At 43.9% G+C, this 16,403-nt stretch carries 17 protein-coding genes; 12 read left to right on the top strand and 5 right to left on the bottom strand.

Annotated elements, in window-relative coordinates:
* Positions 1 to 79 precede the first annotated feature (79 nt).
* Positions 80 to 577: an HD domain-containing protein gene (locus tag GVJ38_RS01135; RefSeq protein ID WP_159721325.1), complete on the top strand. Its 498-nt coding sequence runs from the start codon at positions 80 to 82 to the stop codon at positions 575 to 577.
* A 70-nt stretch (positions 578 to 647) separates the two neighbouring features.
* Here GVJ38_RS01135 and GVJ38_RS01130 read toward each other — a convergent pair whose 3' ends face one another.
* The gene (locus GVJ38_RS01130; protein WP_159721324.1) at positions 648 to 1,841 is read right to left on the bottom strand and encodes a YdcF family protein; all 1,194 of its coding nucleotides are present in this window, start codon (positions 1,839 to 1,841) and stop codon (positions 648 to 650) included.
* A gap of 121 nt (positions 1,842 to 1,962) precedes the next feature.
* On the opposite strand from GVJ38_RS01130, the gene GVJ38_RS01125 reads away from it, so the two are divergent.
* From GVJ38_RS01125 to GVJ38_RS01105, 5 genes are all read left to right on the top strand, one after another.
* Complete coding sequence (locus GVJ38_RS01125; RefSeq protein ID WP_159721323.1) at positions 1,963 to 2,451, top strand: GyrI-like domain-containing protein; 489 nt, start codon at positions 1,963 to 1,965, stop codon at positions 2,449 to 2,451.
* 156 nt (positions 2,452 to 2,607) lie between these two features.
* Positions 2,608 to 3,909, top strand: a complete 1,302-nt coding sequence (rsxC, locus tag GVJ38_RS01120) for an electron transport complex subunit RsxC (RefSeq protein ID WP_159721322.1) — start codon at positions 2,608 to 2,610, stop codon at positions 3,907 to 3,909.
* Entirely contained in the window at positions 3,899 to 4,852 is a 954-nt protein-coding gene (locus GVJ38_RS01115; RefSeq protein ID WP_159721321.1) for an RnfABCDGE type electron transport complex subunit D, read from the top strand. Before rsxC ends, GVJ38_RS01115 begins: the two co-directional genes overlap by 11 nt.
* 13 nt (positions 4,853 to 4,865) lie before the next feature.
* Positions 4,866 to 6,035 (top strand): hypothetical protein, encoded by a 1,170-nt coding sequence (locus tag GVJ38_RS01110; protein ID WP_159721320.1) that lies wholly within the window; start codon positions 4,866 to 4,868, stop codon positions 6,033 to 6,035.
* 63 nt (positions 6,036 to 6,098) lie between these two features.
* Complete coding sequence (locus GVJ38_RS01105; RefSeq protein WP_159721319.1) at positions 6,099 to 6,929, top strand: aldo/keto reductase; 831 nt, start codon at positions 6,099 to 6,101, stop codon at positions 6,927 to 6,929.
* Positions 6,930 to 6,983: 54 nt separating this feature from the next.
* Here GVJ38_RS01105 and larD read toward each other — a convergent pair whose 3' ends face one another.
* The 4 genes from larD to larA form a co-directional block, all read right to left on the bottom strand.
* A complete protein-coding gene (gene larD, locus GVJ38_RS01100) occupies positions 6,984 to 7,694 on the bottom strand; it encodes a D/L-lactic acid transporter LarD (protein WP_159721318.1) in 711 nt (236 codons plus the stop codon).
* A 27-nt stretch (positions 7,695 to 7,721) separates the two neighbouring features.
* Positions 7,722 to 9,023 (bottom strand): nickel pincer cofactor biosynthesis protein LarC, encoded by a 1,302-nt coding sequence (gene larC, locus GVJ38_RS01095; RefSeq protein ID WP_159721317.1) that lies wholly within the window; start codon positions 9,021 to 9,023, stop codon positions 7,722 to 7,724.
* A 4-nt stretch (positions 9,024 to 9,027) separates the two neighbouring features.
* Positions 9,028 to 9,762 carry a nickel pincer cofactor biosynthesis protein LarB gene (gene larB, locus GVJ38_RS01090; protein WP_159721316.1) on the bottom strand — a complete coding sequence of 245 codons (735 nt, stop codon included), beginning with the start codon at positions 9,760 to 9,762 and terminating at the stop codon, positions 9,028 to 9,030.
* A 98-nt stretch (positions 9,763 to 9,860) separates the two neighbouring features.
* Positions 9,861 to 11,135 carry a nickel-dependent lactate racemase gene (gene larA / locus GVJ38_RS01085; protein ID WP_159721315.1) on the bottom strand — a complete coding sequence of 425 codons (1,275 nt, stop codon included), beginning with the start codon at positions 11,133 to 11,135 and terminating at the stop codon, positions 9,861 to 9,863.
* A gap of 390 nt (positions 11,136 to 11,525) precedes the next feature.
* Here larA and GVJ38_RS01080 point away from each other — a divergent pair, with 390 nt between their 5' ends.
* From GVJ38_RS01080 to efp, 6 genes are all read left to right on the top strand, one after another.
* A complete protein-coding gene (locus tag GVJ38_RS01080; RefSeq protein WP_159721314.1) occupies positions 11,526 to 12,182 on the top strand; it encodes a Crp/Fnr family transcriptional regulator in 657 nt (218 codons plus the stop codon).
* Between the two features lie 9 nt (positions 12,183 to 12,191).
* Entirely contained in the window at positions 12,192 to 13,175 is a 984-nt protein-coding gene (gene cbiM / locus GVJ38_RS01075; protein ID WP_159721313.1) for a cobalt transporter CbiM, read from the top strand.
* Positions 13,175 to 13,960 carry an energy-coupling factor transporter transmembrane component T gene (locus tag GVJ38_RS01070; RefSeq protein WP_159721312.1) on the top strand — a complete coding sequence of 262 codons (786 nt, stop codon included), beginning with the start codon at positions 13,175 to 13,177 and terminating at the stop codon, positions 13,958 to 13,960. The genes cbiM and GVJ38_RS01070 overlap by 1 nt, the downstream gene beginning before the upstream one ends.
* 1 nt (position 13,961) lies before the next feature.
* Positions 13,962 to 14,672, top strand: a complete 711-nt coding sequence (locus GVJ38_RS01065; protein WP_159721311.1) for an energy-coupling factor ABC transporter ATP-binding protein — start codon at positions 13,962 to 13,964, stop codon at positions 14,670 to 14,672.
* A gap of 115 nt (positions 14,673 to 14,787) precedes the next feature.
* A complete protein-coding gene (gene larE / locus GVJ38_RS01060; RefSeq protein ID WP_159721310.1) occupies positions 14,788 to 15,618 on the top strand; it encodes an ATP-dependent sacrificial sulfur transferase LarE in 831 nt (276 codons plus the stop codon).
* A 180-nt stretch (positions 15,619 to 15,798) separates the two neighbouring features.
* Positions 15,799 to 16,362 (top strand): elongation factor P, encoded by a 564-nt coding sequence (efp, locus tag GVJ38_RS01055; RefSeq protein ID WP_159721309.1) that lies wholly within the window; start codon positions 15,799 to 15,801, stop codon positions 16,360 to 16,362.
* The last annotated feature ends 41 nt before the right edge of the window (positions 16,363 to 16,403 follow it).

Genomic DNA, 16,403 nt, shown 5'->3' with positions numbered 1-16,403 from the left:
CGGCTTTTCTGTAAGCTAGTTTAATCACAAAAGCCGTGCTATACTTTTTTCAACGAAAGAAAAAGGAGCCTAATTATCCATGACAGAAAAATGGCGTGAAGATCAAGAATATATGTCTTACATTGAGGATTTATTAGCTACCGATGAAGTTCAAAAATTAGCAAATTACACTCAACATATGAATTCAACTCGTTTGGAACACTCGATCAGTGTTTCTTATAATAGTTATAAAATCGCAAAAAAAGTTTCTGGCGACGCTCGAGCAACGGCGCGGGCAGGTCTTTTGCATGATCTTTTTTATTATGATTGGCGCGAGACGAAATTTGATGAAGGCAGTCATGCGTACATGCATCCGCGGATCGCAGTAAAAAATGCGGAAAAGATCACGCATTTGTCACCGCTGGAAAAAGATATCATCATCAAACATATGTGGGGTGCGACGATCACACCACCGAAGTACAAAGAAGGTTATATCGTAACGATGGTGGATAAGTATTGCGCGATCAAAGAAGCAGCAATGCCTTACACTGCTAAGTGGCACGCGTACAAACAACGCTTGAAAAAAGAATTTATCTAAACAAAACGATCGACTCCTAGTAGCCGATCGTTTTTTTGTTTGCTTTGGATTCAGTTGTATCGCTCGTTTTTTAGTGAATAAACAGTTGTAACACAGCGGTTAAGACGACAAAGAAAGTCAGTACGCCGCAAACGATGAAATGCAATTTTTTGTTTAGTAAGATCACGGCCGCAAATTCACGTAAAAAAGCATTCGGCAAATAGTAAAAAGCTGTTTTGGCACCGATCCCATCGGCTTTTAAACCGACTTGATGGGCAAAGATGCCGGCGCGAAAAATGTGGTAGTTATTAGAACTGAAGATCGCGTGGTAATCAGGCACTTCTTTTACGATGATCTCACGACTGAATTTCATATTTTCATAAGTCGTGGTGGAATTGGCTTCTAGCACGATATCGGTTTCGGGAATTCCTTTTTCGATTGCGTAGTTACGCATCGCGGCAGCCTCGGAAATTTTTTCATCAGGACCTTGACCACCAGACATTAAAAGTTTAGGCGCTTTTTGTGTGACTTGTTTTTGCAAGTGATAAAAGGTGATCGCCCGCTCGATTCGTTTAGCTAACAGCGGAGTCACCCGTTTGCCATCGATCAGGCCGGCGCCTAAAACGATGATAAAATCTTGTTCGAGTTTCGGTGAATTGAATTGATATAAAAGTGAGACCGATAAAAAGTTCCAAAAGACAAACGCGAAATAAAACAAAATAATCGATGGCAACGTGAGCAAGGCAACTAGCCAACTAGGAAAAAGTTGGGGACCTAAGCTATTGATGACTAAAAGCGCGATCAATCCCAGTGCCAACAGCAAGGTCAATAAATTGGCTAGTGAGCGGGATTCGCGGCGTAATACTTGGACGCTGTTCCAGATCAAAAAAATGATCAAGCCGTAGATGCCAAACGCAAGTGCCAAGATCAACAGCACGGCTAAGATCCCTAACACACCGCCTAGTAAGATCGATTGCTGGAGGACGAACAAGACGGACCAATAGACGAGTAGACTGATCAAAAATAAATTGAAGACAAAGCCATTGATCAAGCGGGTTTTGTTACGAAAGTACAGCAGACAAAATAAGAGCAAAAATAACAGCGGGACGACGAGGTAAAATGAACGGTTCTCAAGCTCTAAATATAATGAATAACTCAAAAAAAAGATTCCTGTCCACAACAGGCTGTGACGTAAAAATTCCGGCCGCTTTTTTTCTTTAAAGATGATCCAAGCAAAAATGACTAAATAAACTCCTAGCCAAATCAAATCGCGTTTCCATTCCATCAAAAACAACTCCTTCATGTTTCTAGTATAGCAAAAAGCCGTAAAATTCCGCTGTCAAAAGCATAATGAATTGGTTTTCAACGGGAATTCGATTACAATAAAATAAGAGGAGGAGAGGCGTGTGAAGTTAAAAGGTGTAGAACGAAAGCAGATCCCCGGCTTTACGGTGATCGGTAAAGAAGGCAATGGGCAAGCAACAGAAGCTGATTCATGGGTCCCTTTGCTGTGGGATCAATTGAATCAACATTTTGAAGAATTAGCTGATTTGATCGACGCGAGCCAGATGGAAAACCTTCACTTATGGGGCTTGATGAGCGATAAGTATCAGTGGCTGGCTCCTTGGCAAAAAGAAGGGCGCTACTTAGCCGGTGTGCAAGTCAAACCGGACGCCATCGCACCAGCGGGTTGGATCAAATGGCAGATGCCGCCGCTAGAATTTTTGACGATCCGAACGAGTGGGGATAAGATCGATCAAGCAACGCAACTGATGCTCGGTGATATTTTTGATTTGGAAAAAGTTGAGTTAGCGGGCGCAGTCCAAGAACATTATTTACCAAGTTTTTCAGAAAATGAAGTTGAATTGTATTTTCCAATTGAAGAACGCCGTTAAGCGGTTGAAACGACTAGCGTGTAGCTGGTCGTTTTTTTATTCGTCGTGAAAGCGCAAGTTTTTGGATGGAAGCAAGTGATTGGATTGGCTTATTTTTCGCTCAAAAAATAACTTCATGCTATACTTTTAGTAAGAAGAATGAAGGGATCAGAGGAGATGAAAAAAACATTTAATGGAGGGATTGATTTTCACGAGACTCCCTTAGCGTTAAAAGGATTAGCTGATTATAAAAACGTTCGAACAATCGCCCCGAAAAAAGTTTATTTACCCGTCCAACAACATATCGGTGATGCAGCGGAAGTGGTGGTCTCGCCAGGTGAACACGTGTTGCTAGGACAAAAGATCGCAGATATCGGTGACAATCTAGGTGCTCATGTCCATGCGAGTGTTTCGGGAACCGTTCGTGCGATCGAAAAGCGTGATCAAGGCCAAGGGGAAGCTTTAACGTGTGTCGTGATCGAAAATGATTTCCACGATCAGCTGGCTGAGCAAACAGTACCGGAAACGTTTGACCGGGAAACGATCTTAGCCCAAGTCAGCGCGGCTGGCGTAGTCGGTTTAGGTGGTGCGACGTTTCCTAGTCATGTGAAATTAGATCCGGCTGAACAAGTCGAGTGGTGTATTTTTAACGGTGCTGAATGCGAGCCGCTTTTGATGGCTGATGCAGCACTGATGGTCAATGACGGTGAAAAGTTATTAGGTGGGATCCAATTAGTTTTAGCTGCAGTGGCGGCAAAGCGCGGTGTTTTGGCGATTGAATCCGATAAGCAAGAAGCGCTAGCCGTGATGCGAGTGTTTGCGCAAGCTGAACCGCGCTTGACGGTGGTCGAAGTGCCATCAGTTTATCCGCAAGGAGCTAGCGAGATGCTGATCAAAGCCGTTACAGGCAAAGAATTGCCACTAGGAGCATCGGCTAGGGACTTAGGGATCTTGATGATTAACGTGGCGACGACAGTAGCGGTCTATGATGCGTTGCATTTGGATCGAGCGCTGAGTCACCGGATCTGTTCAGTCGTGGGAGATGTCAAAATGCCGCAAAATATTTTATTTCCCCTTGGAACGACTGCTGAGGAATTGATTGCGGCGTGCGGTGGAGTGGAAGGCCAGCTAAGCCGAGTGATCGTTGGTGGATTTATGATGGGGAAAAGTATCGATACGTTGCATGCTAGTTTAACTAAAGCGGCGAATGGCTTGATCGTGATCAATAAGGCCCATGACCAAGATCGCACTCCTAAACCTTGTATCAAATGTGCGCGGTGTGTGGCGGTCTGTCCCATGAGATTATTACCGTTGTGGTTAGAAAAAGCCGCTTTGAAAAACGATCATACCCGGTTACAAAAGTTACGAGTCGCCGCGTGTATCAATTGCGGTTGTTGTACGACAGTCTGTCCGGCGCGTCGTCATTTGGCTGAACATATCGTAGCCGGACAAAAGGAGGTAAAACAACATGCCGACTAAATTGACTCAGGTTGCCTCTCCTCATTTATTTACTCAAACACGGACTTCAACCATTATGAGAACAGTGTGTCTCGCGCTTTTGCCCGCAATTTTTGCGTCGATTTTTTTCTTTGGATTAGCAGCGGTAAAAATTTATGTAGCTTCGATCCTCACGTGTTTCAGTGCAGAATTTATTTGGCGTAAATGGCGAAAGCGAGAGACTTTAGCCGATAGCAGCTGGCTGGTGACGGCGCTGCTGTTAGCGATGAGCTTACCAGTGAGTGTCCCGTTTTGGTATCCGGTCATTGGAGGCACAATCGCAATCATTGGAGCAAAAGAACTGTTTGGCGGCTTGGGGGAAAATTTTTTGAATCCTGCTTTAGCTGGGCGGGCCGTGTTGCGTTTAGTCTTTGCCAAAGAAATGACGGAAAATGTCCAACCACAATTACCGTTTGGTTTGCCGCAAGTCGATGTGGTGAGTTCGGCGACACCGTTGATGATCGTGGAAAAAGGTGAATCGTTGGATCTGTCTCAGCTGCTGGAAAGTATCGTGGGTTTTGTCGCTGGAAAAAATGCGGAAACGTCAGCGCTTTTATTGTTAGCAGGTGGGATTTTTCTCTTGATAAAAAAAGTCATCACGTGGCAGATCCCAGTCAGCATGTTAGCTACGATTTCAGTAATCGCACTTTTTACTAGTCATGGCGATCTCACACAAGTAGCGGGACATCTATTAGGGGGCGCGACACTACTAGGCGCCTTTTTTATGGCGACGGATTATTGTTCGTCTCCGAGTACGCCTACTGGAGAAATTATTTTTGGGATCGGTTGTGGTGTAGTGGTGATGGCATTTCGTTTGTTTAGTTCAATGCCAGAAGGAATGACGTTTGCGATCTTGTTGATGAATTGTACGACGCCGTTACTGGATCGTTGGCTGATTCCACGAGTTTTCGGTGAAAAAGCTTAAAGGAGGAGGTAAGATGAAAAAGTCTCAAGTGTGGAAGTTGGTAAGAAGTTTAGGGCTCGTCAGTATTTGGTTGCTACTTAATCCATCGGTCAGTCAAGCAGAATCAAATGGAATCGATCAAGCAAATGGACAACCGGTAGCCCAAGTTGAGGGAGCCGACCAAAATGCAGCGACTGAAACTGCTACTCCAGTAAATGCAACGGCTGACGCGATCGATGTTTACCGCATTTATAATCCCAATTCAGGTGAGCACTTTTATACGCTAAACGGCTACGAAAAGAATCAATTAGTCGAACTGGGCTGGTGGTATGAAGGGATCGCGTTTCGTGCGACAGCTACTGGAACGCCGATCTACCGGCTCTATAATCCTAATTCAGGTGAGCATTTTTATACCCATCAAGCACAAGAACAAGCTCATTTAGTCAGTCAAGGCTGGCAAGCAGAAGGGATCGGCTGGCAGACAGTGGCAACAAGTGACTATCCTGTCTACCGCGTTTATAATCCTAATGATCACGGAGCTGGCGCCCATCATTATACGATGGCAAGTGAAGAACGCGATCATTTAGTTGCTAGTGGTTGGCAAGCAGAAGGTGTCAGTTGGTATAGTGTCACCGCGGCAGTCCCGCCACCGCCGCCGGTCCAAAACTTTGCCGCGCGTTTTTTAGGGACCAGTCGGGCGCGGGTCCTAAACGAGTTGTCCGCCCATGAAAACGATCAATTTTATTTGACGACGCCGACGCGGAGTTTAACGGCAAATGCCCAAACTTCTATGAGTCCTAATGGCGCACCGAATCAGTTTGGACCTCGGATGAATTGTACGGGATTTGTAGCGACGGTGATGGCGCGATCCGGTGGTGATATTGGACGTGTTACCCAACTAGCCAATGCGTGGGGCGGTGTCGCTAACGGCTATAATTGGCGCGACGCACTAACCAAAAAATGTCCGCATCATGTTTTTAACTCAGTCGGTGAGCTGTTGCAAAGCGGCCTAGCAAAAAAAGGGGACATCATTTATTTTGAAGCTGATCGCAGCAAGCCTAATCCAGATTGTCATTTAGGATTTTTTTGGGGCAACGATCCAAGTCATGATCGATTCTGGCACAGTACTTTTCCGGCCAATCAATTATCTAATATCCGTTCCGGCACACCATTTACTAAAATTTATTTATTCCCCCAAGATTAAAGGAGCTCTCAGTAGCTTTTTTTTTCAAACGCGCGTTATAGTAAAGAAAAAGGGGGAGCTTGCATGGAAACATATCAATTACGTGATGGGCTGCAATTGCCTAAGATTGGTTTTGGAACGTATCAATTAAATGGTCAGATCGGCGTCAATGCCATGACGTCAGCGCTAGAAAATGGGTATCGCTTATTGGATTCGGCGTTCAATTATGAAAACGAAGGCGCCGTTGGGGAAGCGATTCGCCGTTCCAGTGTGCCACGTTCTGAGATCATCGTCACGTCTAAATTACCGGGACGTCATCATCGTTACTCAGAAGCGATTACGACGATCCAGGAATCACTGTGGCGCGCTGGCTTAGATTATTATGATTTATATTTGATCCATTGGCCAAATCCACAAGCAGATCATTACGTAGAAGCGTGGCAAGCCTTGATCGAGGCACAAAAATTTGGCTTGATCCGTTCGATCGGGGTCTGCAATTTTTTGCCGGAACAGATCGATCGCTTAGAAAAAGAGACCGGTGTGTTGCCAACCGTCAATCAAGTGGAGCTACATCCGTATTTCAATCAAAAAACGCAGCGTGATTATGATCGTACAAAAGGGATCTTGACCCAAGCGTGGAGTCCATTAGGGCGTGCGAGTCACGTCTTGCAAGAGCCTTTATTACGGGACTTAGCTGAAAAATATCATAAAAATGTCGGCCAGATCATTTTACGTTGGGAACTGCAATTAGGTACGATGCCGATCCCAAAATCCGCTCACAGCAAACGCCAGATTGGAAACTTACAAGTTTTTGATTTTGAGCTGACTGCAACGGAGCTAGAACAGATCAATGGCTTGACGAAAGTTGATGGCCGTAATAAAGACCAAGATCCAGCGGTGTATCAAGAATTTTAACGCAAAAAGAAACGGATGAAGGTTCAGCCTTCATCCGTTTTTTTAGTTGTTTGCTTAGAAATGTAAGAAGAAATGCACAAAGGCAGCGGCGAATAAAGCACCGACAAATGGCGCAGTCCCAGGAACGATCAACCCATATTGCCAGTCATTGTTCGCTTTGTTGTTGATGGGTAAAATTTGATAAGCCATCCGCGGACCTAAATCACGCGCTTGGTTCATGGCAAAACCAGTGGTACCACCCATCCCCATCCCGATGGCCCAAACTAAAAGTCCGACTGCGATCGGTAATTGAGATTCATAAGAGTGCGCGATGGCTAAAATGGAAGTTAAAAAGACGAACGTCGCAAAGGTTTCGACAAAATAATTTCGTGGTAAGTCCCGTTGGTTTGGATTCGTTGAGAAAATATTGCGGATCGCAATTGGATCAACGGTACCTTCTGAAATTTTAAAGTGATCGGCATACATAATATAGACGATGATGGCACCGACTAAGCCGCCTAGCATTTCAGCCACAACGTAAGGAATAAAATAACTCCAAGGAATCATTCCTAAGATCGCTTGCGCTAACGCCATTGCGGGATTGATGCAGACGCCGCCGAAGATGAACAGCACTACAGAGATCCCAAAAGCCCAAGTTGTGATGGCAAATAAATGACCTGATCCAGCGTATTTAGTTTTTTTCAAGACATCGTCACAATGGACGCCGACCCCGAAGATAATCATTAATGCGGTCCCCATAAATTCTGCTAAAACATGATGCAACATAACTAAAAACTCTCCCTTATCGATAAATTATTTGATTGCGGCTTCAACGAGCCGATAGACGTCAGCGATCGCTAAGTCGTGTTCTTTTGCAATCTGCTCACAATCTTGGTATTCAATTGTTTTTTTGGTGATGCCTTGATAGGTGTTGACTTTGATGTGGACCGCGCCATATGTCGTCTTGACCACTTCAAAGCTGCGTTTCATGATCGTGCGATCTAACGTTGCAAAGCGCATCCCGATCGTTGAAGTATGTTTGAATAAGAGCTTCGTAAAAAATTCTTTTTGATCTGGGGTAGTCAGCACGGTCAATAAAATACCGCTCCGATTTTTTTTCATCTGGATCGATGTATAAAAAACATCTAAAGCGCCTTGATCAAGTAGCACATCCATGACGTAGCCTAACTGTTCCGGTGTTTGGTCATCGATGTTCGTTTCGATCTGCAAAACTTGATCACCAGTAGCTTGGACGATTTGGTTGCTATGTGTCGCACTCAACAATGAACCGCGGAGTGCGTTGAATTTTCCTGTTTCACGTTTGCCAAAACCGTAGCCGACTTTTTCGATCGTGCCGAGGGGTTTCGTAAAACGCGGTGCTAATTCTTTAAAGATCGCAAGTCCAGTGGGAGTCACGAGTTCCGTTTTGATCTCAAAATCTTGCTGGATCGGAATCTGACTATTTTTTCGCAACTGCATCACAGCGGGGACTGGAACCGGCATGACACCATGAGCGACCGTGATCGTGCCGCTGCCTTCTGTAACTGGGGTAGCGTAAACGTGTTGGAGGTCCAATTGTTCCCACAAGATGAAAAAGCCGATGACATCGACGATCGAATCTAAGGCGCCGACTTCGTGAAAATGGATTTGATCAAGCGGCATTTGATGGACCGCGGCTTCTGCTTTTGCGATGTCGGTAAAAACATTCGTACTGTGTTGTTTGACCGTTTGCGATAAGTCACTTTGTTCGATCAATTGTAAAATATCTTGCAGATTTCGAGCATGACCATGACTGTGCGAATGATCATGGAGCTGTTCTGCGTGGTGGTGATGGTGTTCGTGCGTCATTTCCGAGGGATGCTCAGCGTGGCTGTCAGCAAAATCACCTTTGATCCCGTGATCTTTTTCTGCTGATCCTGCTGTCAAATGCACATCAAAGTCCGTGCCATAAATACTGCTTTTTTCGATGCGTTTGGCGTGTAAATGAAAGCCTTTGACGGATAGCTTGTTCAATTCTTGTTCCATTAAAGCGAGATCGCCGCCTAAATCAAGCAACAATCCGTTCAACATATCACCACTCAAACCGGAAAAAGGTTCTAAATATAAATTTTTCATCTGCTTACTCCTTCATTTGATTGATCATGCTGGCGTTGTAGGCGGCACCGAAACCGTTGTCGATATTGACGACGCTCACCCCGGATGCACAACTGTTCAGCATGCCCAATAATGCGGTGACACCATTTAAATTACTTCCGTAGCCAATGCTAGTAGGCACTGCGATCACAGGAACACTGACCAATCCGCCGATCACAGAGACGAGCGCACCTTCCATCCCGGCGATGACAATGACGACAGCCGCATTTTGGATTTCTTCCAGCCGAGCAAATAGCCGATGGATACCGGCAACGCCCACGTCATAAATGCGTTTAACTGAATTGCCAAAAGTTTCCGCGGTAACGGCGGCTTCTTCAGCTACTGGGATGTCAGATGTTCCGGCAGTGACGATCGCGATGTAATGATCCGTCGTTACGTCTGTTTGGTTCAAGACAAAGCAACGCGCCGACGCATAATACTGACCGGCCGGAAAACTAGTTTGCAACGCGCTCGCTTTTTCAGGGGCGATCCGAGTAGCTAAAATCGGTTTTTGCTCTGTCAACAAGACTTGGATGATGCCTACGATTTGTTCGCTCGTTTTGCCCTCGCCGTAGATGACTTCAGGATAACCATTTCGCACGTTGCGATCCGTATCGATTTTTGCAAAACCTAACTCATTGAAACCGACTAATTTTTCTTCCGCTTGTGCGACTGATAGTTTACCGGCTTTGACGGCTTGTAAAATTTCAATTGTTTCCATTTTAAAAACTCCTTGCTTTGCCTTTCAAACAGACAACCCAGCAGTAGGACTTAGCTGATGTCCTGCTCCTGAGCTGCTAACGATCCTGATGCTAAAAATTATTCAACGATTACAGATAACCCATCACGGATCACGGTAACTTTTGCGTCTTGGCCTTCAATTTCTAACGCTCGTGCAAGTGCTTCATCAAATGTTTTCGCAAGTTCCATGTGCATATCAGTGATCAGTTTTGGATCGACTAAGTCTGACACAAAGATCACGTGATGATGAACTAAGATCCGGGCTAAGATTTGTGAGGTCCATTGATCAGGTACAGTTTCTAACCGTGGTGTGTTGATCGCCTTTTCTAAAAATTCTTTTGGATCAGCAACGTCTGCGATATTATGATAAAACCCTTCACCGCCGTGACCATCTTGACTGCCGGCGACCATAATGATGACGCCGCCTTCTTTATTGGTTGCTTCGGCTGCGGTCATCCCTTTAACGGCTTGGTAAATATTTTGATCTAATGGGAAACCACCATTCGTAGAAACTGCGATATCACTTGGGATCTTTTTGACACTGGCCAAATCTTTGACAAAATCACAGCCGACTTTATGAGCGTCGACCATGTCTCCTGCAAAGGAACCAATGATTTTTTTATCGCCGTCTAAGACTACATTGACGATGAAAGCTAAATTAGCAGTGCGAGCCGCATACAACATATCTTCATGGATCGGATTGTGTTCAAGGTTACCAGTCCGTGATTTGTTCGAATCGATAAATTCACCGGAGTGGTTGGCCATGATCGTTTTGTAAGATGCGACCCCAGGCAGAACAGATTTACGACCGCCAGAAAAACCAGCGAAGAAATGCGATTCAATAAAGCCTTCTGCTAATAGTAGATCTGCTTCAGCAGCGATTCGGTTGATGATACAATTACCACCAGAAGGCAATTGACCGATTTTGACCATCGCAGCATCATCAGTAGAAACGTGCATCACGATCTCTTCGTTGTCGACGATTTCTTGACCATATTTATTGATCAATTCCTCGCGGCTAGAAGGGCGATGAAAACCAGTCGCCACTAAAATTCGAATGCGCGCATCTGGTGCGACCGACCGAATCCGTCGTAAAATGATCGGTGTGATGATATGAGAAGGGACTGGACGCGTGTGATCGGAACTGATCAACACGATATCTTTTTTACCTTTCGCTAATTCTTCTAGCGATTGGCTACCAATGGGATTATCCATTGATTTTTCCACCGTTTCTTGTTCAGAAAGCGGATTGGAAAAACTTTCGGCTTTCGATTCTAAAAGCCCAGCGAAATTCTTATCCGGAATTTCGGCTGTTATCATTTGTTTGTCATAGGGCAGTTTAATTTCTACCACAACAGTCATCTCCTTGTTAAAATCTTGACGAAAACCAGTATAATGAATTGAGAAATCTACGTTCACACGATTGGTAGTAACAATTGATAACAAGCGTTTTTGTCAAACGTAGATAATAGGAAACGGATATTTTCCAAAAATAGTGAGTAAAGGGTAGCAACCTAAACAGCGGTAGAATTTTTTACCAAAAAATTGTTACATTGAGTGTGAAAAAGGATGCCAGTTCGTCTGCCTGCTTTAGCAAGTTATGCTAGTGCCACTTTGGTTTTATTAGTGGCTTCTGTATGCGTAACAAAGTGTAGCAGCCGAATGGTATACGGCTTGAACAGCGGTAGAATTTTTTATCAAAAAAATTGTTACATTGAGTGTGAAAAAGGAGTGGAAGTAAAAATGGAGTCAGATTATCTTGTTTCAGTTTTAGAAGAACGACAGACGCCGATCATCAAGAAAAAACGCCATACATATTTGACCTATCATGGGTTGGAAGAAGCCTACACGTATGTGCTGAAAGAAGGCGTTGTGAAGACGAGTATTATTTTGAAGGACGGTCGTGAATTTAATTTAGCTTATATTGTGTCACCAGATATTATTTCATTACTACGCGATGAAGTTTCAAATTATACGTCTTCACCTTTCAATGTCCGCATCGAATCGGAAGAAGCAAGTTTTTATCGCGTGCCGCGCATGGTTTTTTGGGAATATGTCAAAAAAGATAATGTTTTGCAAGATTATGTCCGCGATTACTACCGTCAAAAATTATCGGAAAATATCGAGGCGTTGCAAAACATGACGATGAATGGCAAAAAAGGTGCCGTTTGTGCGTTCATTTATAAATTGATCCAGCTGTTTGGTGTCAAAACTAAAGACGGTCTTTTGATTGATTTCCAAGTAACTAATGAAGACATCGCTGGCTTTTGCGGAATCTCTACCCGTAATAGTGTCAACCGGATCATCCATGACTTGAAACAAGAACAAGTCATTGGGATCGAAAAACAAAAAATCATCATCTACGACCAAGAATACTTGGCCGATTACACTGCAAGATAGGAGCGTATTATGCATATTCCAGAAAATTATTTAAGTCCCCAAACGTGTGCCGTGATGGCCGGGGTGATGGTCCCTGTTTGGTATAAATCAGTTCGCAAAGTCGAAACGCAAATCAAATTAAAAAAAGAGACGATCCCCATGCTGGGTATCTCCTCTTCATTATCTTTTTTGATCATGATGTTCAACTTACCGGTGCCTGGCGGAACCACCGCTCATGCAGTTGGCGCGGTACTATTAGCAATCTTGATGGGGCCGTGGGCGGCGTGCCTGTCGGTGACGGTCGCGTTGCTACTGCAAGCTTTTTTATTTGGTGATGGTGGGATTTTGGCCTTTGGTGCCAACGCGTTTTCGATGGCTTTTGTGATGCCGTTTGTCGGTTATGGGATCTATCGTTTGTTCGCGCAATCGAAATGGTCTAAAGTCGGTGCTTTTTTAGGCGGTTATGTGGGGGTAAATGTCGCGGCGTTTTCGACGTCAGTCTTATTAGGCATCCAGCCACTGCTGTTTCATGAAGCCAATGGGACACCGCTGTATAATCCGTATGGGCTAGCGATCACGATCCCAGCGATGATGAGTGTCCATCTGTTAGTCATTGGTGTTGTGGAAGGCCTCTTTACCGTAGGGGTCTACCAGTTGGTCAAAAATGTTTCAAGTAATTCGTTATACACTGAAGAAAAACAGACTCAAACGAAATTACACCGCTTAAAAGAATTATTATTAGTGCTCGTCGTGTTGTCACCGCTGGGGCTGTTAGCACAAGGGACCGCTTGGGGAGAGTGGGATCTTTCGGAATTGACGCAAACGTTGAAAGCTTATCACTTACCTGCTGTTCAACCAAAAGGGATGGTCCATGGTTTTTCGTTTCATTCGTTGTTCAGTGATTACTCGATCCCCGGTCTGCCCGTGACTCTGGGTTATGTATTGAGTGCGGCCACGGCGGTTGTTCTATTTCTTTTAGTGTACCGCTTGCTCTTTGAAAGAAGGAAAAATTAATGCCTGATTGGCTGAAAGAAACGCAAGTTGAATTCACTCCGAATAAAAAAGAGGCTTTTCTGATCAAAAATCAGAAAGGCTTACTTTTTCTATTGCGTAAATTTCAAAAAAAGGAAGAGACAGCTGGAAATCCGCTGCGGACGATCCATCCGACCGTCCGATTATTGACTGTTTTCTTTTTGATCATCCTCATCAGCTTGACGCGACAAGTCATCGTCTTATGGTTGATCGGATTATATTTAGGTGGCTTGCTACTGCTCCTTGATCCCGTCAGTTTGCGCCTAGTCTGCAAAAAAGCTGGCCTCTTGCTTGTGATGCCGCTAATGATTTATTTACCGACTTTATTGTTCAATCAAGGTAGTCATTTATTTTTATTGCGTTTGCCGTTACTGAGTATCACCCTCGCTAATTACACGGAGACCACCAGTGTCTATGAATTATTGGTGACGTTGAAACGGCTACATTTGCCTAACGTCATTTTGCTGCAGCTGGATATCACGATCAAATATATTTATTTATTTGGTCATTTGCTCCTTGAGATGTTACAAGCGGTGGAAGCCCGAGCTGTAGGCGGGAAAATCAAATTGGCAGTTGGCAGCAATTTGATCGGCCTGATTTATTTAAAAGCGATCGCGTATGGAAAACAATTGGATCGGGCGATGACGGCGCGCTGTTTTACTGGTGAATATTATGGTGTGCGTCAACCGTTGCGCAAAAAAGATCAGTTGTTCGTCCTAGCACACAGTATGTTGTTTATTGGATTACTTTGGATCGGGAGGATTTAAGATGTATCAAATCAAAGCTCTAACGTATCGTTACCAAACGGAAGTATTTCCTGCGTTTGATTTGACGATCGAGTCGGGAGAATATTTGGCCTTGATGGGAGAAAATGGTAGCGGCAAATCAACTTTTTTAAATTTACTAGCCGGTTTTTTGACGCCGGCAACTGGCGAGATCTGGTTTGAAGGAAAAGATTTGACCAAGTGGCAAGCAAATACCGTTCAAAAAAAGAAATTTTACAGTCACTTAGGAATTTTATTTCAAGAAACCGACAGTCAGCTATTTAATTCCACCGTCTATGATGAGATTGCTTTTGGTCCGCGTCAATTACAATTAGCACCGGAAGAAGTCGAGCAACGGGTGAATGATTGTCTGGCACTGCTAAAACTGGAACCGTTAAAAAAACGTGTGCCGTATCAATTGTCTGGTGGTGAAAAAAAGAAAGTTGCGTTCGCGAGCATCTTAGCAATGAATCCGGCTGTTTATTTATTGGATGAACCGTTCAATGGCTTGACGAAAGAAACCGAAAAATTATTTAAGCAAATCTTGAAACAGCTCCAGCAGTTAGGCAAGACGATCATTTTATCTTCCCATGATTACGTGAGTATCGCCCACGAAGCCGACGCGGTTTTATTGTTCACCGATCCAATCAAAAAATATTCGACTGAAGAGATCACCGCTGATTCGACACTGTATCAACAGCTGATCAACTATTAAGCTGATACTTTAAAAATGGTAGTAACAATTGTGACTATCAATGGCGGTTTTCACTAGCCGTAGATTTCAATATACTTACACTCGTCAATCAGTAAAAATTTAGGAGATGTTTCATGTGAGTTTCGCAAAAGCAAAAGAAGAAAATCTAATCCAAAAAATCCAAGAACTAGGTAAAGTCGCAATCGCGTATTCCGGCGGGATCGACAGCTCATATTTATTGAAAGTGTCCCTTGATACTTTAGGTTCTGAAAATGTTTTAGCGGTCGTCGTCAATTCTGAATTATTTTCCGATGATGAATTCAATAAAGCAGTCGACTTAGCTGATGAAATGGGCGCACAAGTGTTAGGGCTTGAAATGAGTGAACTAGCCGACAGTAAAATTGCCGCTAACACTCCTGACAGCTGGTTTTTCAGTAAAAAATTATTGTATCAAACGATTCGGGCTTACGCTGAAAAAGAAGGCTTTGAAGTGATCGTCGATGGCATGATCATGGATGACAACGCTGATTTTCGTCCAGGTCTTAAAGCCCGGGATGAAGAAGGCGTGCTGAGCGTATTACAACAAGCCAATCTTTATAAACGCGAGATTCGCGAGTTAGCGAAAACAGCTGGTGTAGCGAACTGGAATAAAGTCGCATCTTGCAGCGTAGCTTCTCGTTTCCCTTATGGAACAAAATTGTCGCAAGCCGCTGTGGATCAAGTCTTTGCCGGGGAAAAATATTTACGCGAAGCTGGTTTTGCGACTGTACGAGTTCGGGTCCATCATGATTTAGCTCGGATCGAAGTGCCAGAAAATCAATTGCTTTCATTGTTGAATCAAAAAGCAGAAATTTCTGCTTACATGAAAGAACTAGGCTTTAATTATGTAACCATTGATGTTGATGGTTTCAAATCTGGTCGAATGAACGATGTGTTAGCTGAAGAAGACAAAGCTGCTTTAGCTTAGTTTTTCTGCCGCTAGCAGTTTAATAATGATTTATTAGTTGATTGAACTGATCTGAGTAGGAGCTTTTTAGCTTATTAGCTCAGATCAGTTTTGTTTTGTCAGAGATTAACTAGTCAGCTCTCGTGTTATTTGCTACAATAAGAAAGCTTGAAATGATTGATAGAAAAAGGAGAGTGTCCTATGATTGCAGCAAATGATTTACGTTCTGGCATGACGTTTGTCCAAGATGGCAAACTGATCAAAGTCTTAGAGGCAAGTCACCACAAACCAGGAAAAGGGAATACCGTGATGCGGATGAAATTGCGTGATGTCCGGACGGGTGCGACGTATGATACGACTTTGCGACCAGATGAAAAATTTGAAAAAGCGATGATCGATACGAAAAATGTGCAGTACTTGTACAGCCAAGATGATATGGCGATCTTTATGGATCTGGAAACGTATGAACAATATGAGATCCCAACAGCTACCATCGTAGAAGACATGAAATATTTATTGGAAAACATGGAAGCTAAGATCCAATTTTTCGGTTCAGAAGTGATTGGGATCCAATTACCAACGACTGTAGTGTTACGGGTCATTGAAACGCAACCTTCAATCAAAGGTGCAACGGTGACTGGTTCTGGCAAACCTGCTACGATGGAAACCGGTTTAGTCGTCAATGTACCGGATTTTATCGAGACTGACGAATTACTGGAGATCAATACGCAAGAAGGTACGTATTTGAAGCGTGCGACTAAATAAAGATTTGCTGATCACACACCGTAGATCTGATAGAAAGAGGC

This window comes from Enterococcus sp. CSURQ0835 (assembly GCF_902706605.1).
In the GTDB taxonomy this organism is placed as follows: domain Bacteria; phylum Bacillota; class Bacilli; order Lactobacillales; family Enterococcaceae; genus Enterococcus_A.
The sequence above is the reverse complement of the archived record's forward strand: the minus strand, read 5'-3'. Positions and strand labels throughout refer to the sequence as shown.